The sequence below is a fragment of the Brevundimonas sp. FV1ps31S genome (assembly GCF_058681265.1).
The window spans coordinates 2,177,929-2,198,655 of the sequence record NZ_CM178735.1 but is presented as its reverse complement, the minus strand read 5'-3'; the positions used below and the strand labels follow the sequence as shown (position 1 = coordinate 2,198,655).

Annotated in this window: 21 protein-coding genes; 11 read left to right on the top strand and 10 right to left on the bottom strand. The window is 66.9% G+C overall.

The window, feature by feature from the left end; all coding sequences use genetic code 11:
* Positions 1 to 47 precede the first annotated feature (47 nt).
* Positions 48 to 914, top strand: a complete 867-nt coding sequence (locus ACVPT3_RS10330) for a DUF817 domain-containing protein (protein WP_492040816.1) — start codon at positions 48 to 50, stop codon at positions 912 to 914.
* Here ACVPT3_RS10330 and ACVPT3_RS10325 read toward each other — a convergent pair.
* Positions 894 to 1,658 carry an EAL domain-containing protein gene (locus ACVPT3_RS10325; protein ID WP_492040815.1) on the bottom strand — a complete coding sequence of 255 codons (765 nt, stop codon included), beginning with the start codon at positions 1,656 to 1,658 and terminating at the stop codon, positions 894 to 896. The genes ACVPT3_RS10330 and ACVPT3_RS10325 overlap by 21 nt on opposite strands.
* A gap of 68 nt (positions 1,659 to 1,726) precedes the next feature.
* Positions 1,727 to 2,335: a nitroreductase family protein gene (locus ACVPT3_RS10320; RefSeq protein WP_492040814.1), complete on the bottom strand. Its 609-nt coding sequence runs from the start codon at positions 2,333 to 2,335 to the stop codon at positions 1,727 to 1,729.
* A gap of 45 nt (positions 2,336 to 2,380) precedes the next feature.
* Here ACVPT3_RS10320 and ACVPT3_RS10315 point away from each other — a divergent pair, with 45 nt between their 5' ends.
* From ACVPT3_RS10315 to ACVPT3_RS10305, 3 genes are all read left to right on the top strand, one after another.
* Positions 2,381 to 3,007 (top strand): NUDIX domain-containing protein, encoded by a 627-nt coding sequence (locus tag ACVPT3_RS10315; RefSeq protein WP_492040813.1) that lies wholly within the window; start codon positions 2,381 to 2,383, stop codon positions 3,005 to 3,007.
* A gap of 20 nt (positions 3,008 to 3,027) precedes the next feature.
* Positions 3,028 to 3,849, top strand: coding sequence for a serine O-acetyltransferase (cysE, locus tag ACVPT3_RS10310; protein WP_492040812.1), 822 nt, complete (start codon positions 3,028 to 3,030; stop codon positions 3,847 to 3,849).
* Positions 3,850 to 3,913: 64 nt separating this feature from the next.
* Positions 3,914 to 4,123, top strand: coding sequence for a DUF3126 family protein (locus ACVPT3_RS10305; RefSeq protein ID WP_008261149.1), 210 nt, complete (start codon positions 3,914 to 3,916; stop codon positions 4,121 to 4,123).
* Positions 4,124 to 4,189: 66 nt separating this feature from the next.
* Here ACVPT3_RS10305 and ACVPT3_RS10300 read toward each other — a convergent pair whose 3' ends face one another.
* On the bottom strand, positions 4,190 to 4,981 hold the full coding sequence (locus ACVPT3_RS10300) for a LytTR family DNA-binding domain-containing protein (protein ID WP_492040811.1): 792 nt from the start codon (positions 4,979 to 4,981) through the stop codon (positions 4,190 to 4,192).
* 90 nt (positions 4,982 to 5,071) lie between these two features.
* Between ACVPT3_RS10300 and ACVPT3_RS10295 the strand changes: the two genes are divergently transcribed.
* The 3 genes from ACVPT3_RS10295 to ACVPT3_RS10285 all read left to right on the top strand — a co-directional run bounded on the left by ACVPT3_RS10295 (position 5,072) and on the right by ACVPT3_RS10285 (position 10,324).
* Complete coding sequence (locus ACVPT3_RS10295; RefSeq protein WP_492040810.1) at positions 5,072 to 6,448, top strand: alpha/beta hydrolase family protein; 1,377 nt, start codon at positions 5,072 to 5,074, stop codon at positions 6,446 to 6,448.
* A gap of 239 nt (positions 6,449 to 6,687) precedes the next feature.
* Complete coding sequence (locus tag ACVPT3_RS10290) at positions 6,688 to 9,177, top strand: glycoside hydrolase family 3 protein (RefSeq protein ID WP_492040809.1); 2,490 nt, start codon at positions 6,688 to 6,690, stop codon at positions 9,175 to 9,177.
* 121 nt (positions 9,178 to 9,298) lie between these two features.
* Complete coding sequence (locus ACVPT3_RS10285; protein ID WP_492040808.1) at positions 9,299 to 10,324, top strand: IS110 family RNA-guided transposase; 1,026 nt, start codon at positions 9,299 to 9,301, stop codon at positions 10,322 to 10,324.
* Positions 10,325 to 10,594: 270 nt separating this feature from the next.
* Here the strand turns inward: ACVPT3_RS10285 and ACVPT3_RS10280 are convergent, their stop codons facing one another.
* From ACVPT3_RS10280 to ACVPT3_RS10260, 5 genes are all read right to left on the bottom strand, one after another.
* Positions 10,595 to 11,110, bottom strand: coding sequence for a P-loop nucleotide/nucleoside kinase family protein (locus tag ACVPT3_RS10280; RefSeq protein ID WP_492043807.1), 516 nt, complete (start codon positions 11,108 to 11,110; stop codon positions 10,595 to 10,597).
* Between the two features lie 254 nt (positions 11,111 to 11,364).
* Complete coding sequence (locus tag ACVPT3_RS10275) at positions 11,365 to 12,723, bottom strand: PAS domain S-box protein (protein WP_492040807.1); 1,359 nt, start codon at positions 12,721 to 12,723, stop codon at positions 11,365 to 11,367.
* Between the two features lie 167 nt (positions 12,724 to 12,890).
* Positions 12,891 to 13,691, bottom strand: coding sequence for a DUF4198 domain-containing protein (locus ACVPT3_RS10270; RefSeq protein ID WP_492040806.1), 801 nt, complete (start codon positions 13,689 to 13,691; stop codon positions 12,891 to 12,893).
* A gap of 104 nt (positions 13,692 to 13,795) precedes the next feature.
* Positions 13,796 to 14,176 carry a hypothetical protein gene (locus ACVPT3_RS10265; protein WP_492040805.1) on the bottom strand — a complete coding sequence of 127 codons (381 nt, stop codon included), beginning with the start codon at positions 14,174 to 14,176 and terminating at the stop codon, positions 13,796 to 13,798.
* 59 nt (positions 14,177 to 14,235) lie between these two features.
* Complete coding sequence (locus ACVPT3_RS10260; RefSeq protein ID WP_492040804.1) at positions 14,236 to 16,125, bottom strand: ABC-F family ATP-binding cassette domain-containing protein; 1,890 nt, start codon at positions 16,123 to 16,125, stop codon at positions 14,236 to 14,238.
* 47 nt (positions 16,126 to 16,172) lie between these two features.
* Here ACVPT3_RS10260 and ACVPT3_RS10255 point away from each other — a divergent pair, with 47 nt between their 5' ends.
* The 4 genes from ACVPT3_RS10255 to ACVPT3_RS10240 all read left to right on the top strand — a co-directional run bounded on the left by ACVPT3_RS10255 (position 16,173) and on the right by ACVPT3_RS10240 (position 17,852).
* Positions 16,173 to 16,484 (top strand): type II toxin-antitoxin system Phd/YefM family antitoxin, encoded by a 312-nt coding sequence (locus tag ACVPT3_RS10255; RefSeq protein WP_492040803.1) that lies wholly within the window; start codon positions 16,173 to 16,175, stop codon positions 16,482 to 16,484.
* A complete protein-coding gene (locus tag ACVPT3_RS10250) occupies positions 16,481 to 16,903 on the top strand; it encodes a type II toxin-antitoxin system VapC family toxin (protein ID WP_492040802.1) in 423 nt (140 codons plus the stop codon). The genes ACVPT3_RS10255 and ACVPT3_RS10250 overlap by 4 nt, the downstream gene beginning before the upstream one ends.
* Positions 16,904 to 16,978: 75 nt before the next feature.
* A complete protein-coding gene (ndk, locus tag ACVPT3_RS10245; RefSeq protein WP_492040801.1) occupies positions 16,979 to 17,398 on the top strand; it encodes a nucleoside-diphosphate kinase in 420 nt (139 codons plus the stop codon).
* A gap of 253 nt (positions 17,399 to 17,651) precedes the next feature.
* Entirely contained in the window at positions 17,652 to 17,852 is a 201-nt protein-coding gene (locus ACVPT3_RS10240; protein WP_008260739.1) for a YMGG-like glycine zipper-containing protein, read from the top strand.
* 75 nt (positions 17,853 to 17,927) lie between these two features.
* On the opposite strand, the gene ACVPT3_RS10235 is transcribed toward ACVPT3_RS10240, so the two are convergent.
* The gene (locus ACVPT3_RS10235; protein ID WP_492040800.1) at positions 17,928 to 19,979 is read right to left on the bottom strand and encodes a M13 family metallopeptidase; all 2,052 of its coding nucleotides are present in this window, start codon (positions 19,977 to 19,979) and stop codon (positions 17,928 to 17,930) included.
* Positions 19,980 to 20,085: 106 nt separating this feature from the next.
* Positions 20,086 to 20,688, bottom strand: coding sequence for a phosphoribosylglycinamide formyltransferase (purN, locus tag ACVPT3_RS10230; RefSeq protein ID WP_492040799.1), 603 nt, complete (start codon positions 20,686 to 20,688; stop codon positions 20,086 to 20,088).
* Between the last annotated feature and the right edge of the window lie 39 nt (positions 20,689 to 20,727).

Here is a 20,727-nt window from a genome sequence, read left to right as displayed (position 1 = left end):
TTCCTCGATCTGCGAACTTGCGTCCTTCTCCCGCAAGGGGAGAAGGAATGAGTCATCGCCTTCCGCTCGAAGCCTGGGGCCGCCGCCTCCTCACACGCGCGGAGACTTGGGCCGACCGGTCTCGTCCGCATCGCTACGCCTACGAATTCCTCTGGTTCGGGCTGAAACAGGGGTGGGCGTGTCTGTTCGGGGGGCTGATGTTGGTGCTGATCGTCGGCACCTTCCTGTGGTGGCCCGAGACGGCGTCGATCTCGCGATATGATTTTCTGGCGGTCGGGGCGGTGGTGATCCAGGCGGCCATGCTGGCGTTCAAGCTGGAGAGCTGGGAGGAGGCGCGGGTGATCTTCCTGTTCCATGTGGCGGGGACGATCATGGAGCTGTTCAAGACGGCGCACGGGTCGTGGGTCTATCCCGAGGACAGTCTGTTGCGCATCGGCGCGGTGCCGCTGTTCTCGGGCTTCATGTATGCAGCGGTCGGCAGCTATATCGCGCGGGTGCAGCGGATCTTCCATATCCGGGTGCGGGCCTATCCGCCGCTGTGGACGACCTGGGCGCTGGCGGCGACCATATACGTCAACTTCTTCGCCCATCACTGGCTGCCGGACGTGCGGATCGTTTTGTTCGCGGCGACGGCGGTGCTGTTCGGGCGGGGCTGGTTCTATTTCACGGCGGATCGGCGCAGGCGGTCGATGCCGCTGCTGCTGGGCTATGGGCTGGTGGCCCTGTTCATCTGGTTCGCCGAGAACCTGGGCACCTTCGCGCGAGCCTGGACCTATCCGGGGCAGGACGGCGGCTGGGAGCCGGTGTCCCTGGGCAAGCTGGGCGCCTGGTTCCTGCTGATGATCATTTCCGTGGTGCTGGTGTCGATCGTGCACCGGCCGGAGCAGGAACCGTCAGGCGATGTGGGCCAGTGATGCGGCGCGGGGCCAGGCGACCGGCGCCAGGGCCTCAAGCGCCGGCTTGGCCAGAAGATAGCCCTGCATCAGATCGACGCCCAGATCGCGCAGGACGTCGTGTTCGGCCAGGGTCTCGACCCCCTCGCACACCGGCTCGACGCCCAGGTCGCGCAGCATGTTCAGGGTGTTGCGCACGATGGTGCGCTTGACCGGGTCGGCGTCGATGTCGCGGATCAGGGCCATGTCCAGCTTGACGATGTCGGGCTGGAACAGGGCCAGCAGGCCCAGGCCTGCATAGCCGGCGCCGAAGTCGTCGATGGCCGTCTTGAACCCCATGGCGCGATAGGACCGCAGGATGTTCAGGATGTGGTCGGCGTCCATCGCCTCACTCTCGGTGAACTCGAAGATGATCCGGTTCACGGGAAAGCCGGTGCGCATCGCCGCCGCCAGAGTGGCGCGGATACAGGCGCGCGGCTCATAGACCGCATTGGGCAGGAAGTTGATCGACAGGTTGGCGCCCTCGGCCGCCATGTCGAGGCCGGCCGCCAGTTCGATGGCGGTGGTGCGGCACAACTGGTCGAAGGCGTAGCGGTTGTCGGCCGAGATCTGCGCCAGAACCTGCCCCGCGCCGGCGCCGTCCTGTCCGCGCACAAGGGCCTCGTAGGCGAAGACGGTCTGGGTCGAGACATCGACGATCGGCTGGAACGCCATGGTGATCGGCAGGTCGAAACCCGTTCCGTCTTTGCAACCCGCACAGGACATCGGCCGTAACGTCTCTGGTTAAGGCGCTGATGTTAGGGAGAAAAGATTAACAGAGGCCAATGCTCCGCTTAGGGCAGGCGCGTGACCTTGGCGGCCATGTTCGGGCGGGGGCGTTCCAGGGCGGGCTCGGTCAGGGTTCCGATGTGAATGAAGCCGGCGACGGTTTCGCCCTCGGTCAGCCCGAACAGGGCGACGGCCTGCGGATCGTAGCTGTACCAGTCTGTGATCCAGCTGGAGGAGAAGCCGAAGGCGCCGGCCGCGTGTTCCAGGTTCATGCAGACGGCGCCGGCCGACAGCTGCTGTTCCCAGATCGGCTTGGCGTCGGGGATGGGGGCCGAGACGACCAGGATGGTGACGGGGGCGGCGGTCAGCTTGGCCAGGACCGCCTGGTCCTTGGCCGGCTTGTCGCGGAGCTCGGCCAGGACGGCGAGCTTCTCGGCGATCTCGGCGCGGCTGCGCGGGCCCAGGACGACGAAACGCCAGGGAAAGAGCTTGCCGTGGTCCGGGGTGCGGGCGCCGAGTTGCAGAATGGCGTCCAGCTGGCTGTCAGACGGACCGGGGGCGACCAGAGCCTGGGCGGGGGCCGAGCGCCGGGTGGCCAGCGCGTACAGAACCGCCGGGGACGGGACGGGCAGTGGGACGGCTTGGTTCAGCGCGAAATGAGGCAGGTCGGTCATGGCCTGTAGCTAGGCTTTCGTCCCGGCCTTCGCCATAGGTGTGTCATGCGCAATTCCGACGAACCAAAATGGGCCGCAGGTCTGGCGAAACCGCCGGCCTGGCGCAGCGACGGGACCGAGACGGTGTTCGATAATCCGTGGATGGCCGTGACCCGACATCCGGCGACGGCGCCGACGGGGCATGCGGCCGACTACGCCGTCGTGCGGTTAAAAAATGTCGGGACCGGCGTTCTGCCGGTGTATGAAGACGGCACGGTTGTGCTGGTGGGGCAGCAGAGGTTCGCTCTGGCCAACTATTCCTGGGAAATGCCCGAGGGCGGGGCGCCGCTGGACGAGGACCCGTTCGACGGGGTCCGCCGCGAACTGGCGGAGGAGGCGGGGCTGGAGGCCGCGCACTGGGCGCCGGCACTGTCGGTCGAGATGTCAAACTCCATCACCGACGAGATCGGCAAGACCTGGATCGCCTGGGGGCTGAGCGCTGCGCCAACCGCGCCGGACCCGACGGAGATCATCGCCGTGGTGCGGGTTCCGTTCCTCGATCTGCTGGACGAGATTGGCTGCGGGACGGTGAAGGATGCGATGACGGTGGCGACGGCCTACAAGGCCTATCATATGGCGTTGAACGGAGAACTGCCTCCGGCGCTGGCGCGGGCCATGCTGGGGCGGGTATGATGTCGCCGAAGGAGCCGATCATGGCCAAGCTTGAAATCGTTGCGGAAACCGACAGCGTCTGGCGCCAGCTGCGCGCCTCGGCCGAGGCCGCGTCGCAGGAAGAGCCCCAGCTGGGGTCGCAGATGAATGCGGTGATCCTGTCGCATGACGATTTGGCCGGCGCCCTCAGCTTCCAGATCGCGCGCAAACTGGCCGACGGGGAGATGAGCGCCATGTCGGTGCGCGAGGTCTGCCTGTCCGCCTTCATCGCCGATCCGGCCATGGTCGCGGCGGCAGAGGCCGATCTGCAGGCCGTGGCCGAGCGCGACCCGGCGATCCGCAACCTGTTGCAACCCTTCCTGTATTTCAAAGGCTTCCAGGCGCTGCAGGCCTGGCGCGTGGCCCACTGGCTGTGGGGGCAGGGGCGCGAGACCCTGGCCTTCCACTTCCAGAGCCGGATTTCCGAACTGTTCCAGCTGGACATCCATCCGGCGGCGCGGCTGGGCCAGGGGCTGTTCCTGGACCATGGCACCGGCATCGTCATCGGCGAGACGGCGGTGGTCGGCGACGACGTGTCGATGCTGCACAACGTCACCCTGGGCGGCACGGGCGCCGAACGCGGCGACCGCCATCCCAAGATCGGCAAGGGCGTCTTGCTGGGCGCCGGGGCCAAGGTGCTGGGCAATATCCACGTCGGCGACTACGCCAAGGTGGCCTCGGGCTCGGTGGTGCTGAAGGCCGTGCCCTCGGGCTGCACCGTGGCCGGGGTGCCGGCGCGGCTGGTCAACTGCCCCACTGGCGCCGAGCCGGCGCGGACCATGGACCATACGCTGGCGGACGTGGTGTACGACTTCGTGATCTGACGGGTTTCCCTCAACGCCCGACTTCTCTAGGGTCCGCCGCCAACCTAAGACCATGAGGCCCCCCGTGAAAGACACCGACCTGAAGCGCATCGAGGCCCACCTCAAGCGCACCTTCAACACCGGCGGCATCATCGTGAAGGCCCGTCCCAAGCAGAACGACTCGGCCGAGGTCTATGTCGGCGACGAGTTCATCGGCATCGTCTTCGAGGACGAGGACGAGGAAGGCTCGTTCATGTTCGAGATGGCGATCCTGGCCGAAGACCTGCCGGAATAGGCTGTCGTCCCCTTCGTGATCGTCCGGCGCAGACCGGGCGATCACGCACGACCGCGGGCGGGGCCTCTAGAGCCAGCCTGCCGCTTTCAGCACGGGGCCATGGGTCCGGCTGACCGGCGCCGTCAGGCCGCCGACGAGGCGTATTTCGCCCGTCCCACGCCGCCAGCGCACCTCTTCCACAGCCTCGGCCGCCACCCACCACGAGCGATGGACCCGCCATCCGTGCGCCCGCGCCAGTTCGTCCAGGGCGTCGGCGAACCGCAGGGTGATCAACTCCGCGCCTGCGTCGGTATGGACCCGCAGATAATGGTCGTGCGCCTCGATGGCGATCAGCCGTGCGCCGCGGCGTCTGGCGGATAGTCTGCGCCGGAACGCGGCCTCGGTCTCGGGCAGGGGCGGGAGGACGAGGGTGCGGGTCTCGACCCGCGCGGGAAGCTTGCGCCAGACCAGGGCGCGGACCGCCATGGCCGCCAGCATGATGGGCCAGACCTGCCAGAGCAGCGGCAGATAGATCGACCAGCGCTGCTCTGCGAACATCAGGTGCTGGGTCACGACGACGAACAGGGTCACCAGCGGGGTGGCGAGCGCCGAGGTGACGACAACCCGTCTCCACAGGACGGGCAGGCGCCGGCCCAGGCTCTCGTCCACCGCGACCGCGATCAGCCCGCCGCCCAGCATACAGGTCAGCCAATAGGCGTAGCGGGGCGCGAGGGGCGTATCGTCCGAGTCGAAGGGGCCGAGGAAACCCAGCAACAGCCCCATGGCGGCGAGCATGACGGCGTCGACGGCCCAGCGTCGCGCGGACTTCGCTCCGATGATGGTCTTCGCCCTGTGGCCCATGCTGTCCCGTTCGCGCACCCACGGCGCCGTTCGCGAAGTCGGGCCTAGCGAGCCGGCGGCGGCGCGGCAATGGCGTTGGGCGAGAACCCAACCCTGATCGGAACACCCATGTCGCAATCCTGGCTCGCCGCCGCCCTGACCCTCATCGTTTCCGCCGTCGCCGTCGCCGTCGCCATTCCCGCTCTGGCCCAGGCGCCGGGGGCAGACGTCGATGCGCGGCCCGATCCGGCCGTGGTCTGTCATGTCGGCGTCTATCGGCTGGACGACGGCAGTTGGGTGGATGTCGCACCGCTGGCGGACAAGGGGCTGCGGTGGCGTCGGCTGGACGGGGCCACGGCCAGGATGATGCTGGACGCCCAGGGTCGTTGGGTCAGCACCCTGGGATCCACCACCCGCGTCGAAGGTCCGCAACCGCAGCTCGGACCCTGCGAAGAGGGGCGGATCGTCTTCGGGGGACAGACCGGGCGCCGTCTAGATCAGGACGTGCGGGAGACGACCTTTGTCGGGCAAGGCGGGACGCGCCTAGTGGGGCGGCTGATCCTGCCGCCGGGCGACGGGCCGGTCCCCATCATGGTCGAGGTTCACGGATCGGAAGGCGCCAATGCGCTGGACTTCAACGCCTTCCAGCGGTTCGCCCCGGCCGAGGGCGTGGGCGTCTTTGTCTACGCCAAGCGGGGTTCGGGCGGCTCGGAGGGGCGCTACACCCAGGACTTCCATGTCCTGGCCGAGGACGCCGCCGCTGCTGTGATCGAAGCCCGTCGGCTGGCCGGAGATCGGGCGGGCCGGGTCGGCCTGCACGGCGCAAGCCAGGGCGGCTGGGTCGCGCCACTGGCCGCCAGCCTGACGCCGGTGGACTTCGTCACTGTGGGCTTCGGCCTGGCCTATGGGGCGCTGGCCGAGGACAGCGACCAGGTGATGCAGGACCTGAAGGCCAAGGGCTGGGGCGCCGATGTGCTGGATCAGGCGCGCGAGATCACCGATGTGACCGGGGCCTTCATCGCCTCGCGCGGGGCGGTCGGTTTCGACGGTATCGAGGCCGTTCGGGCCAGGTATCGCGCCCAGCCCTGGTTCGCCGATATCAGAGGCGAGTTCACCGGCCTGTTGCTGAATACGCCGAACGACCAGATCGTCGCCATGGCGCCGGTGCTCGATGTCGGCACCTCGTGGGACTACGACCCGCTGCCGGTGCTGAGCCGGCTGGACGCGCCCATGCTGTGGATCCAGGCGGAGGACGACACCGGCGCGCCGCCAGAGGCCACACGCCAGCGGCTGATCGACCTGGCGGCCCAGGGGCGACCGGTCACCCTGCTGGAATACCCCGACACCGACCACGGCATCGTCCGGTTCGAGACGGCGGCGGACGGCAAGCGCACCGCGATCGGCTATGCGTCCGGCTATTATCAGGCCGTGCTGGATTGGGCGCGGACGGGGCGGCTGGGCGGGGCCTACGGCGACGGGCGCGTGCTGGCGAAGTCCGCGCGGTGACAGGGGTTGGCGGTCGTCCTGCGGCAACTTGCATGGGGGCGAACCTGAGAACGTTCTCAAAAATGGCTTGACGGTCTGTCGCGTCCCGTTCCTTAATCCGCGGCGAAGGGCGGCGTATCGATCGCTCGGGAGAGGCGCACAGGGTGAGGGGTCGGAATGTCGCCATTCCGCCACGCCTGTCCGCTTGACTTCCGATCCGTCAGACGCACGCCTCCTGGTTCATCCTGCGAGGAAATCCCATGCGCGCGACTGTGTCCCTGATGGTGCTGGCCCTGGCCATGAGCGGCGGCGCCCCCGCCCTGGCGCAGACGGCCGCGGTTCCCGAGGCGGCGCGGGCCAATCCCGCGCTATGGCCCCAGGCGGCGACGCCGTCGGCGATCTCGGACGCGCGCACTGAGGCCTTTGTCACCGAACTGATGGCCAAGATGACGCTGGAGGAGAAGGTCGGGCAGCTGATTCAGGCCGACATCTCATCGATCACCCCGGACGATCTGAAGACCTATCCGCTGGGCTCGATTCTGGCCGGCGGCAGTTCGGGGCCTTGGGGCGACGACAAGGCGACGGCGCAGAAATGGCTGGACCTGGCCCGCGCCTTCCGCGCCGCCAACGAAGCGCGCGGCGGCACGACCATCCCGCTGATCTACGGCATCGATGCGGTGCACGGACACAACAACGTCCCCGGCGCGACCATCTTCCCGCACAACATCGGCCTGGGCGCGGCGCGCGATCCGGATCTGATCCGGCGCATCGGGGCCGCGACGGCGCTGGAGGTGGCGGTGACGGGGGCGGAGTGGACCTTCGGCCCGACCCTGGCCGTGCCGCGCGACGACCGGTGGGGCCGGGCCTATGAGGGCTATGCCGAGGATCCGGAGGTCCAGCGGTCCTACGCCGGGCCGATGACCCTGGGGCTTCAGGGCGAACTGCAGCCGGGGCGGCCGCTGGCGCCCGGCCATATCGCCGGATCGGCGAAACACTTCCTGGCCGACGGCGGCACCTTCGAGGGCGAGGACCAGGGGGATTTCCGGGGCACCGAGCAGGAGCTGATCGACGTCCACCTGGGCGGCTATGTCCAGGCCATCGACGCGGGCGTGCTGTCGATCATGGCCAGTTTCTCGGGCTGGAACGGCTATAAGCACTCGGGCAATCCGACCCTGCTGACCGACGTGCTGCGCGGGCCGCTGGGGTTCAAGGGGTTCGTGGTGTCCGACTGGAACGCCCATGGGCAACTGCCGGGCTGCACCAATGAGAGCTGCGCCCTGGCGGTGAACGCGGGCATCGACATGCTGATGGCGCCCGACAGCTGGAAGCCGCTGTACGCCTCGACCCTGGCCCAGGCCAAGTCGGGCGAGATCCCGATGACGCGGGTAGATGAGGCGGTGCGCCGCATCCTGATCGCCAAGGTCAAGACCGGCCTGTTCGAGCCGACGCGGCCGATGGAGGGCCGGTTCGAGGAACTGGCCTCGCCCGCGCACCGGGCCCTGGCGCGCGAGGCGGTGCGCAAGTCGCTGGTGCTATTGAAGAACGACGGCGTCCTGCCGGTTCGGGCCAATGCGCGGGTTCTGGTGGCGGGGACGGCGGCCGACGACATCGGCCAGGCCTCGGGCGGCTGGACCCTGAGCTGGCAGGGCACGGGCAATTCCAACGCCGACTTCCCCCAGGGGCAGTCCATCTGGGGCGGGATCGAGGAGGCCGTCAAGGCCGGCGGCGGGACCGCAACCCTGAGCGCGGACGGGAGCTTCACCACCAAGCCGGATGTGGCGATCGTCGTCTTCGGCGAGACCCCCTATGCCGAGTTCCAGGGCGACGTGGACAATCTGGACTATGTGCCCAGCGCGCCGCTGGAGACGCTGAAGCGGCTGAAGGCGGCGGGGATTCCGACCGTGTCGGTCTTCCTGTCGGGGCGGCCGATGTGGACCAACCCCGAGATCAACGCGTCGGACGCCTTCGTGGCCGCCTGGCTGCCGGGCACCGAGGGCGGCGGGGTCGCCGACATTCTGGTGGGCGGCGCCGACGGCAAGCCGCGCAACGACTTCCACGGCAAGCTGTCCTTCAGCTGGCCCAAGGATGCGACGGGGACGCCGCTGAACCACGGCCAGCCCGGCTATGACCCGCAGTTCGCCTATGGCTATGGCCTCAGCTACGCCGCGCCGGCGACGGTGGGGATGCTGTCGGAGGAGAGCGGGGTCTCGGCCCAGGCGACCAATCTGGACCGTTATTTCGTCGACGGCCGGTTCGTATCGCCGTGGAGCCTGCTGCTGAACGACGCCGGGGGACAGACCCGGCCCGGCACGGCCAAGACGGCCTCCAGCCCGCGCGCCGGCGTCGCCTCGCGCCCGGTTGACGACCTGGCCCAGGAAAGCGGCCAGCAGTTCGTCTTCGCCGGAACCGGCGCCGCCAGCGTCGAAATCTGGGGCACGCCCGTCGATCTGACGCGTCAGGCCAATGGGGCCGTGGCCCTGGGCTTCCGCTACCGCGTGGACGCCGCGCCAAGCGCGCCTGTGGCCTTCAAGCTGGGCGGCGGAGCCATCGACCTGACCGGCCTGCTGCGCTCGGCCCCGGTGGGCCAGTGGCGCGAGGCCCGTATCCCCCTGACCTGTTTCCGCACCGACGGCGGGGATCTGTCGAAGGTCGAGGTGCCGTTCCACATGGCGACGTCGGGCAAGATGACGGTGTCAGTGTCGGAAATCCGGCTGGACGCCAGCCAGACGGAGACGCGCTGTCCGGGGTGAGCGGCTGTGAACTCCCTAAGCGGAAGCGCTAAGCTTCCGCTTAGGGTGATGGGGTGGACGCCCCCCGACGGCATCGATGTGCCAGAGTGAGGGTGTTGAACAACACTCGAAGGAGGCGTCCATGGGACAGGTTAGCACTGTTGGTCTGGATCTCGCCAAGAGCATCTTTCAAGCGCATGGCGCGGATGCTTCGGGCGATGTGGTGTTTCGCAAGAAGTTGGGGCGAGGGCGTTTGCTGGCGTTCTTCGCAGGCCTTCCACCTTGTGTGGTGGCGATGGAGGCCTGCGCTGGAGCCCATCACTGGGGTCGCGAGCTGACCCGACAGGGCCACACGGTCCGGCTGATCCCACCGATCTATGTGAAGCCGTTCGTGAAGCGTCAGAAGAACGACATGGCCGACGCAGAGGCGATCTGCGAGGCGGCGCAGCGACCCAGCATGAGGTTCGTGCCGCTGAAGCAGGAGGAGCAGCAGGCCAGCAGCGTGGTCTTCCGAGCCCGGGACCTGCTGGTGCGTCAGCGTACCCAGACCATCAACGCCCTGCGCGGCCATCTCGCCGAGTACGGCTGGATCGTTCCCAAGGGCGTGCCGCACGTCGATCGGCTGATCGCGCGCGTCGAGGACCCGGCCGAGGGGCTTCCACCCGCAGCCCGAACCATTCTTCTGGTCCTGGTTTCGAGCTTGCGAACGCTCGACCAGCAGATCGCTGTGCTCGACGCAGAGATCGCTTCTCGCGCCCGGCATGATCCCGTCGCGCGTCGACTGATGACCATCCCAGGCATCGGACCGATCACGGCGACGGCCCTGATCGCGCTCGCGCCCTCTCACGAAGCCTTCAAGAGCGGACGTCACTTCGCCGCCTGGCTGGGCCTCACGCCACGACAGCGATCCACCGGCGGTCAGCAGAAGCTGGGTTCGATCACCAAGATGGGCGAGCGAACGCTTCGACGGCTTCTGACCATCGGGGCCAGCGCCGTCATCAAACAGGCCGCCATCCGAAGCGCACCAGCAGGGTCGTGGCTCGACCAGATGCTGGCGCGAAAGCCGAAGATGCTGGTCATCGTCGCCTTGGCCAACAAGAACGCCCGCATCGTCTGGGCGCTGTTGGCCAAGGGCGATGTCTACCGGGCTCCGGGCGCGCTGGCCTAGCCAGTACGAACGCGAGACGTCGAGGCGTAGGATGAGCGAAGGAGCGTATGGCGCAACAGTCGGCGAGACGGGATCAGGAAAACCAGGGCTTTCCACCGTGCTTCGAGCACGCTCAGGGTGATTTGGACCGGATCCGCGAACTCCCATACAGGCCAGCGACGGTACGCCGCCGCAGTACAGGCCGGACAGATGGCAGCATCCGACTACGTGTCAGAAACTCTCGGATTCACTCTTGCGCTGAAGGGGGCGTCCACAGATGGAAAGCGGTCGTTACAAAGCCCAGCGGTCGCATACGTCCAAAGCGAGGGCGGGAATATCGATCGGTCTGGTCGTGTCCACGGCTATGGTGGCCCCCACACCCATGGGCCGGTCATATTCGGCCAACATAGCCGGCGGCAGAGCGCGTAGGGGGTGAGCGCCAGCGTGATGGGTGGAAGTCGCAGCCCGTGCAGCAAACCTCCTGGCCGTTTCAGCCGGCCCGCAATCACAATGGATTTCCACAATGTCGGCTTTAAGGGACCGAAGTTTCCCCAATTCATAGTCGCTATGAGGACGGAAATTCGCCTCCAAAACTGCGAACGGCGTCCTCGTCGCCAGCGACCATAAAAGCTCCATGGCCGCGCCGCCCAATCGCCTGGAAGCGTCCAACGATCCGGCGTCGTCGCCCAGAACATCCACCAAGGTCTCCTTGATAAAATCCTTGGAGAACAGCGGATAGTGGAGATAAGCCGCAAGCGGGACCGCAAGGGTCGTTTTACCGGCGCCTGGCGCTCCAGACACGATCACCAACCTGCGCCTCATCGTTCCGTCTCGCGCTCTGCGCCGTCAACCTATCGAGCTACCGGCACGCAGCAAGCCGGAAGCGGCTCATGCTCACCTCCCGCTGCGCGTCAGGAGTCTAGCTGATCCGTCGCGTTTTCACACAGCCTCGGTCGAACGGTGACCCGGGGTGTGGTCCGGAAAGCGGACAGGGTTCCACAGGCCTGTATTCGTCGAGGGGGCTGTCGGACCGCCTCCGCTCTCGACCGGAAGGCTCGCGTTCAGGCCGGCGTTTGCAGCGGGTCGAGCGGGAAGGCGACTTCGACGATCAGCCCGTCGGTCGCCCATTGGCGGGTCAGGGCGCCGCCCAGCTGACGGACCACGCTGGCCTTCAGGGAGGATCCGAAGCCTTCTCGGGTCGGCGGAACAACCGTGGGGCCGCCGGTTTCGCGCCACTGGAGCGTCACCTGACCCTCCTTCAGCGTCCAGGTCACCGAGACGCGGCCGCCGCCATTGCTGCAGGCTCCGTATTTGTTGGCGTTGGTCGCCAGTTCGTGGAGCAGCATGCTGAGGGGCTGGACCTGGTGCGGCGAAAGCCCGATCTCGGGGCCGTGGGTGTCCACGGTGTCCCTGGGGCAAAGGGCTTCCAGCTCTTCCCTGACCACATCCTCCAGCCGGCCGCCCTCCCAACGCCGACTGGCCAGTGAGGTCTGCGCGCGCGCGAGGGCGCCGATCCGCCCGGCGAGGGCATCCTTGTAGCTTTCGACGTCGTCGGCGCGGGTCAGCCGCGTGAGCGACTGGACGATCGAGAGAACATTGCGCGCCCTGTGATCGACCTCGTTCATCAGCAGCTGGCGGGCCTCCTCGTTGCGCTTCTCCTCACTGATGTCGCGCGCTTCGATGACGGTGCCGATGACCTTCGCCTCGCTGTCGTAGATCGGGCTGGCCGTGAAGGCGACAGGGTAGAAGGAGCCGTCCTTATGAACAAAAACCTCCTCGCCCTGCGTCCCGGCCTGTTCCGGAAAGGCGCGGTCGATGGCGCACTCCGAGAGAGGGAAGGGCGAGCCGTCCGGATAGGTGTGATGAATCACGTCGTGGAGGGGACGTCCGGTCGTTTCCGCGAAAGCATAGCCCGTGAGTTTCTCCGCCGCCCTGTTCATGAATACACAGTACTGTCGTTCATCCATGAGGAAGACGGCCATGGTCGTGTTGCTCAATATGACATCAAGTCGGGTGGCTGTTTCTCGCAGCGCGGCCTCAACACGTCGATAATCCGTCGTATCCTTGATGGCGGCATAGAAGACCGCGTCATCGCCGTCGTCAAAGAGTTGAAGCTTGACGGACACATTGTATGTGCTGCCGTCCTTGCGTTGGTGGAGGGTGTCGAAGTCAAGTCTGTCGACCTCGCCAGATTGGAGGGGTTTGATCAGTCTCAGGAAATCGGCACGACTGATATTCGGCTTCAGATCCCAAGGTGTCAGCCGTGAGAGTTCTTCGGAATTATAGCCGAGATTGTCGCGGGCGCCCCTGTTGACGAGTCGAAAGTAGAAGTCGGGCTCGCCGAATATATAGACCTCGCTCGCAGCTTCTTCGACGATGCGTCCGAGGCGCTCGCTGGTCACACCGATAGATTTATTCATGACCAAATCTGCTTCCGACGGGCGCATGACCGTAGATAGTCGCTCGACCCATGGCAATGGGCTGATGCGACCAGCAATGGCCAAGCTTTCGTCTGAAGCCGGTGATCAAGAGGGTGAAGTAAACTTTCGGCGAGAATCGAAAATTCCGAACGCCGAACCCCGCCGTCTTATCCCGCGTCGGCGATGAAGGTCAGGGTGTGGGTGTAGCTGCGATAGGGGGTGGGGGCGCCCGCCGGGGCGGCGGTGCGGTGGCGGACCTGGGTCATATAGGCGCCGGGGGTCGAGACGCGCAGGGTCAGGACGCCCGAGGCGTCGGTGGCGGTTTCGGCCTCGATCTTCCTGCCGTCGTACTGGCCGGCTTCGCGGAAGACGGTGACGGGGGCGTTGGCCAGGGGCTGGCCGTCGAACAGCAGTCGGAAGCTCGCGTCCTCGCCGGCGACGATCTGGTTCGGCTGGATCAGGGGCTGGAGCTCCAGGCCCTGGCCGTTGGGCTTGAGCGCCGCGTCGTCGGGGGCGCCGCGCACCACATAGACCTCGGCGACGGTGATGCTCTGGACATCGACCAGTTCGGCGCCGGGCGGGGGTGGCGTGTCTTCCTCGCCGACCATCTTCCAGCCGGAGGGGGTGTTGTACATCTTGGCCGCGCGGCCGGCGCGCGGTCCGGACGACAGGCGGTAAAGGCCGTCCACCGGCGTCGGCGCCTCGAACACCGCCAGGTCGCGCAGATAGGTGACGGCGCTGATCGGCGTGTCGCCATTGGGGCCCACCACGTGGAAGCTGTCAGAGCGCATGACCACCTCGGCGTTGAAGACGTCCTCGGTGAAGGCGGCCTCGACCGTGACATGGTCGCGCCGCCCGGCGTCGAACAGGTTCGGCCGCAGATAGGGGGAGTGGGCCTGGGCCGCCCCGGCGCTCCAGACCGCCAGGATGGAGGCCAGCAGGCCGGCGGGGATGGTGGGGCGAGTCATGGGGCGTCCTCCGCTTTCGAGCGGAAGACTATTTATATGAGAACGATTTGCAAGAGCAATTGGTGGGGCGTCGCGCTTTCTCTTTCGTCACCTGGCGGCGAGGATCACGGCGCGACAGGCGATATGTTCAGTTTGATGCCGTAGCCATCCGACCGCATCTCCATCGCGGCGCGGGCGCCGCGCTTAAAGGTCAGCCGCGGGTTGGCGGGCGGATGATCGCCGTCGGCGATGGCGATCACCAGGTCGAGGTCCGAGTCAGGGCCGATCTCGTTCAGAACCACAAGTTCGGCGTTGAGGGTGAAGCTCTCCATCCCGTCAGAAATGGAAATCTCAGTCATTCCTTCTTCGCGGATCAGGGTGCGGGCGGCGACCGTCTCGACGCCTTCGCTGACGACCGAGACCTCGATCGCGTAACGAGCGGTCGACGGTGCGGCGTCGCCGGACGCGGCGGCGGTGCTGAGAATGGCGAGAAGTGTGGCGAGCATGAGCGTTCCCCCTGGGTGTCGTAAGGGATTTGGGCATGGCCTCAAGTGGAGGTCAATCGCTACGCCACCTCGGCGAGCGCCTCTTCCGCGGCGACCCAGGCCACCTCGGCGGCGTCCAGGTCGGCTTGCGTCTTGGCGCGGGCGCGGGTCAGGCCTTCCAGGGCCTTGGGATTGTTCATGGAGGCATTGGCCATGTCGTCGTCGATGCGCGCGATCTCGGCGGTCAGGCGGGCCATGGTTTCTTCGGCCTTCTTGACGGCGTGACGCAGGGTCGAAGGGGAGGGGCCGGATTTGCGGTCGTTCTTCTTGCCCTTGTTGTTCTGGGCGGCCGGCGCGGCGGCGGCCTCTTCCTTCTTGATCTGGCTGGGTTTGGCGATGGCCTGTTTGGCGCGGTCCAGCACGAACTTGGCGTAGTCGTCCATGTCGCCGTCGAACGGCTTGACCGTGCCGTCGGCGGCCAACCACAGCCGGTCGGCCACCATCTCCATCAGCGACCGGTCGTGGGTGATCAGGATGACGGCGCCGGAATAGTCGTTCAGGGCGTCGAGCAGGGCGCGGCGGCTGTCGATGTCCAGGTGGTTGGTCGGTTCGTCGAGGATCAGGACGTGGGGCGCATCCATGGCCACCATGTTCAGCAGCAGTCGGGCGCGTTCGCCGCCCGACAGGCTGTCGACCGTGGTCTCCTGCTTTTCATAGCCCAGGCCGAACTGGGCCAGTTTGGAGCGGCGGGCGCTTTCAGGGGCGTCCGGCATGGCGCGGCGGATGATCTCCAGCGGCGTGTCGGTGGGGTCCATGGCCTCGATCTGGTGCTGGTGGAACCAGCCCACGCGCATCTTGCGGTCGCGGTGCAGTTCGCCCTCGGACACGTTCAAAGCGCCGGCGATCATCTTGGCGAAGGTGGACTTGCCGGCGCCGTTGACGCCCAGCAGGCCGATGCGGTCGTCCAGATCCATCCGCAGGTTCAGATTGCGCAGGATCGGCTTGCCGACATCATAGCCGACATTGGCCCGCTCCAGCCGGATCAGCGGGGGCGCGAGCGGACGCGGCGGCGAGGGCAAGGTGAAGGGGGCGACCCGTTCCTCGATCGTGGTGGCGACAGGCTGCATCTTCTCCAGCCGTTTCATGCGCGACTGGGCCTGGGCGGCCTTGGAGGCCTTGGCCTTGAACCGGTCGACGAAGGCCTGGAGGTGGGCGCGTTCGGCGTCCTGCTTGGCCTTGGCCGACAGCTGCAGCCGGGCCTTCTCGGCGCGGGCCTTTTCGAAGGCGTCGTAGTTGCCGGTGTAGAGGGTCAGGGTGTGGTTCGCGAGGTGCAGGATATGGGTGCAGACCTCGTTCAGCATCTCGCGGTCGTGGGAGATGATCAGGGCCGTGTGCGGATATTTCTTCAGCCGCGCCTCAAGCCACAGGGCGCCTTCCAGGTCGAGGTAGTTGGTCGGTTCGTCGAGCAGCAGCATGTCCGGCTCGGCGAACAGGGCGGCGGCCAGGGCGACGCGCATGCGCCAGCCGCCCGAGAACTCGGACATGGGCCGGGCCTGGTTCTCCTGGTCGAAGCCCAGGCCGACCAGGATTTCGGCGGCGCGCGCCGGGGCGGCGTCGGCGTCGATCTCGATCAGGCGGGCCCAGATCTCGCCCATCTCTTCCGGCTCGGCGGTCTCCAGCCGGCCCAGCAGGGTGTGGCGTTCGACGTCGGCCTCAAGAATGGTGTCGATGACGCTGACGGGGGTGGCCGGGTGTTCCTGATCGACCGAGCCGATGCGGGCGGTCTTGGGCAGGCTGATCTCATCGCCGGCGGCGTGAAGCTCGCCCAGGATCAGTTTGAACAGGGTGGACTTGCCGATGCCGTTGCGGCCCACCAGCCCGACCTTGGCGCCCGGCGGCAGGCTGACAGAGGCGTCCACGAGGAATTTGCGGCCCCAGGCGTTGAAGGTCAGGTCGGTGATCTGGAGCATGGGAGGCGCAATGGACTTTCTGACCGGTCATCTCTATATGACCAGTCATGACGTATGATCTTGTAAGCGGCGAGGTCGTCATAACGGCCACGGAGTTCAAGGCCAAGTGCCTGGACCTGCTGGATCGCGTGAACTCGGGCGAGATCCGCAGGGTTCGCATCACCAAGCGCGGCAAGGAGGTGGCGGTCTTAAGGTCTCCCGATCACCCAACAGAGAAGCCTTGGGACCCCAACAGCATCTTCGGCGGTATGAAGGGCACAGTGATCATACCTGAGGGGTTGGACATCGATGGTCCAATCTACGACCCCGCCATCCACGGGGTGTGCGACCCGGAGCGTGGTCTGTGGGATGAAGAATGAGCGGCGTCCTTCTGGACACGAACGCCTTCATCCGCATGGTTCTTGGAGCTTCGATCCGTCAAGAGGCGCGCGACGTCATCGCCAAGGCGGCGCAAGCCGACGATCTCTGGATTTCTTCGGTCTCAGCCTGGGAAATCGGCATGCTGGCGACCGCGACCCGAACGGGGCGCGTGCTGCAGATTACCGGAGATCCTGTCGTCTGGTTCGAAGCGGCGATGTCCAGCGCAAGTGCGCAAGCTTTGCCTCTTTCGACGGCGGCGGCGGTCAACGCCGCAAGGCTGCCTGCACCGTTTCACAAGGATCCTGCTGACAGATTGCTGGTGTCGCAGGCTCGGGTAGACGATCTCGTCGTCGTCACCCGCGACCGCGCTATTCTGGACTACGCCGCCGCCGGTCACGTGCGGGCCATCGCCTGCTGAAAGACGGCTTGGCGCGGGGGCGGGGCGTCGCTATAAGCCCGCGACCTTATTCTCCCTAACAAGAAGTCAACTCCCATGACCGAACGCACCTTCTCGATCATCAAGCCCGACGCGACCCGCCGTAACCTGACCGGCGCGATCAACGCCGTGATCGAAGGCGCCGGCCTGCGCATCGTGGCCCAGCGTCGCGTCAAGCTGTCGACCGAGCAAGCTCAGAAGTTCTACGAGGTTCACGCCGAGCGTCCGTTCTACGGCGAACTGGTCGAGCAAATGACCGCCGAGCCGGTGGTCGTGCAGGTGCTGGAAGGCGACAACGCCGTCGCCGCCTATCGTGAAGTCATGGGCGCCACCAACCCGGAACAGGCCGCTGAAGGCACGATCCGCAAGCAGTTCGCCTTGTCGATCGGCGAGAACTCGGTCCACGGTTCGGACAGCCTGGACAACGCCAAGCTCGAGATCGCTCAGTTCTTCACCGACGACCAGATCGTCGGCTAAGCGCTCAAGTCGCGAGGGACCGCGTCCCGAGCGTAGCGCAAAGTCAGCTCAAGTCGCGAGGGACCGCGTCCCGAGCGTAGCGCAAAGTCAGCTCAAGTCGCGAGGGACCGCGTCCCGAGCGTAGCGCAAAGTCAGCGCTCACGTCGCGTTCCACAGTTCGCAACAGCGACTGAGACATTAAGGCCCGCGCCCGGAACCGGACGCGGGCCTTTTCGTTGGGTCAGTCTCGTCTGAGTCCCCCCGGAGTAGCCTTATGAAAACCCTGCTGAAACTGACCCCCGTCATCGGCGCCGTGGCCCTGCTGGCCGCGTGCGGACAGACCATGGAACAACGCGCCGCCACCGGCGCCCTGGGCGGCGCCGTCGCCGGCCAGGTGGTCGGCGGCAACACCGGCTCGACCGTCGCCGGCGCTGCAATCGGCGCTGTCGCCGGCGCGGCGACCACGCCGAAGTAAGACCTTCAGCCTGAGCTGAAAAAGAAAGGCCCGGAGCGATGCTCCGGGCCTTTTTCGTTCGGGCTGCGTGACCGCTTACCAGATGCGGGCGCGGGCCTCGGGGGCGATGTACGCCTTCTGGTCCGGCGAGACGCCGAAGGCCGCGTACCAGGCGTCGATGTTGCGCGGCGAGGTGGCGGCGCGGACCGAGCCTGGCGAGTGTGGATCGGTGGTCAGCTGTTCCTTGAGGGCCGCCTCGCGCGACTTTTCGCGCCAGACCTGGGCCCAGCCCAGGAAGACGCGTTGGTCGCCCGATAGGCCGTCGATCACCGGGGCCGGCTGGCCGTTCAGCGACTTGTGGTAGGCGTCGAGCGCCAGCAGCAGGCCGCCCAGGTCGGCGATGTTCTCGCCCATGGTCAGATCGCCGTTGACGTGGACGCCGGGCAGGGGCTCCAGGCTATTGTAGATGTCGCCCAGAACCTTGGCGCGCGCCTCGAAGCGCGCGGCGTCTTCCGGCGTCCACCAGTCGCGCAGCACGCCGTCGCCGTCGGACTTGCGGCCCTGGTCGTCGAAGCCGTGGGTGATCTCGTGGCCGATGACCGCGCCGATGCCGCCGTAGTTGACCGCCGGGTCCGCGTTCGGATCGAAGAAGGGCGCCTGCAGGATGGCGGCCGGGAAGACGATCTCGTTGCGCGGCGGGTTGTAGTAGGCGTTCACCGTCTGGGGCGTCATGCCCCATTCCAGCGGATCGACCGGCTTGCCGATCTTGCCGCGCTGATACGCCCATTCGAACGCCGAGGAGCGTTCGACATTGCCGTACAGATCGTGGGCGGACAGTTCGAGGCCGTCATAGGACCGCCATTTGTCGGGATAGCCGATCTTCACCCCAAACTTGGACATCTTGTAGAGGGCCTGTTCGCGAGTCGCCTCGCTCATCCAGTCCAGGGTCTTCAGCCGCTCGGTCATGGCCGCGCGGATGTTGTCGACCAGGGTCTCCATCTGGGCCTTGGACGAGGCGGGGAAGTGAAGGCGGACATATTCCTGGGCCAGGACCTCGCCCAGCTGGCCGTCGACCAGGGCGACCCCCCGGTTCCAGCGCGGACGGTTCTCGGGCTGGCCGCGCAGTGTCTTGCCGCGGAACGCGAAGCGGGCGTCGACGAAGGCCTTGGACAGATAGGGGCTGGCCTGATCGACGATCTGGGTGGCTTCCCACGCCTTCAGGGTCTCGATCGGGGTGTCGGCGAAGACCTGGGCGATGCCCGGGAAGGCGGTGTTCTCCATCAGGACCAGGGTGTCGAGGTTTCCGACCTGGGCGCCGTCGAGGAAGGCGGCCCAGTCGAAGCCCGGCGCCAGGGTGGCCAGGTCGGCGACCTTGGACGGGTTGTAGAGCTTGTCGATCTGGCGACGCTCGACCGTGGTCCAGTGTTTCTCGGCGACCTTGGTCTCGAAGGCCAGGATGTCGGCGGCGCTCTGGGCCGGGTTGGTCCAGCCGATGGCGGTGAGCGTCTGGGTCAGATAGGCCAGATAGGCCTCGCGCTGGGCGGCGAAGTCCGGCTTCAGATAATAGTCGCGGTCGGGCAGGCCGAGGCCGCCCTGGGCCAGATAGGCCGAGTTGATGTTCGGGTTCTGCAGGTCCTCGAACACGGCGACGCCGAACAGCGAACCGCCGAAGCCCGAATGGCTGGCGCCCATCAGGCGGGCCATGGCGGCGTGGTCGGTCACAGCCTTCACGGCGGCGAGGTCGGCGGCCATGGGCGCGGCGCCCAGCTGTTCGACGCGGGCCTCGTCCATGAAGCTGGCGTAGAGGGCGCCGACCTTCTGGGCGTTGGCGTTGGTCGGGTTGGCGGCGCTGGTCTCGATGATCGACTTCAGCTGGGACTGGGCGTTCTCATAGAGGACGTCGAAGGGACCGAACCGCGCCTTGTCGGCCGGGATCTCGGTGGTGCTGAGGTAGGTGCCGTTGGCGTATTCGTTGAAGTCGTCGCCCGGCTTCACCGCCGTGTTGCGGCCGGCAAGGTCGAAGCCCCAGGCGCCGAATGGGGCCGGAGCGCCGTGCGCGCCGTGCGAATGGTCCTGAGCCGAGGCGCCGCCGGTCAGGGCGACGACGATACAGGCCGAGCAGGCGGCCATGAGGCGAATACGTTGCATGAAGGATAAGGTCCCGATTTTGATCGGCGGCACCTTTGCGCCGGTGCGGCGCGCTGTCGCATGAAGATTTCGTAATCTGGTGACGGAGGATTTACAGCGGGAGGGCTCAGCCCCTCTCCAGACCCCGGCAGAAATCCCCCAGCATCTGCGGATACAGCGCGTGCTCCGCCGTCTTGACCCTTTCGGCCAGGCTGTCGGGCGTGTCGTCGGTCAGGATGGGGACTCGGGCCTGGCCCAGGATCGGGCCCTCGTCCACGCCCTCGGTGACCAGGTGGACGGTGCAGCCGGCCTCGGCGTCGCCGGCGGCGATGGCGCGGGCGTGGGTGTCGAGGCCGGGATAGAGGGGCAGGAGGCTGGGGTGGATGTTCAACATCCGGCCGTCCCATGCGCGCACCAGCCAGGGCGTCAGGATCCGCATATAGCCGGCCAGGGCGACCACCTCGACGCCGGCCGCGCGCAGGGCCCCGTCAACCGCCCGCTCATGGGCCTCGCGGTCTTTGCCGAACGGCTTGTGGGGGATGGAGGCGGTCGCGACGCCCTTGGCCGAGGCGATGGCCAGACCGCCCGCGTCTTCGATGTTGGACAGGACCAGGGCGACCTCATAGCCGCTGTCGGCGACCTGACCGGCGTCGATCAGGGCGGCCATGTTGGAGCCGGTCCCGGAGATCAGGACGGCGACGCGGACGGGAGAAGCGGCTGGGGACGACATGGCCGCCCCCATGGCGGGGCGGGCGACGCTTGGCAAGGA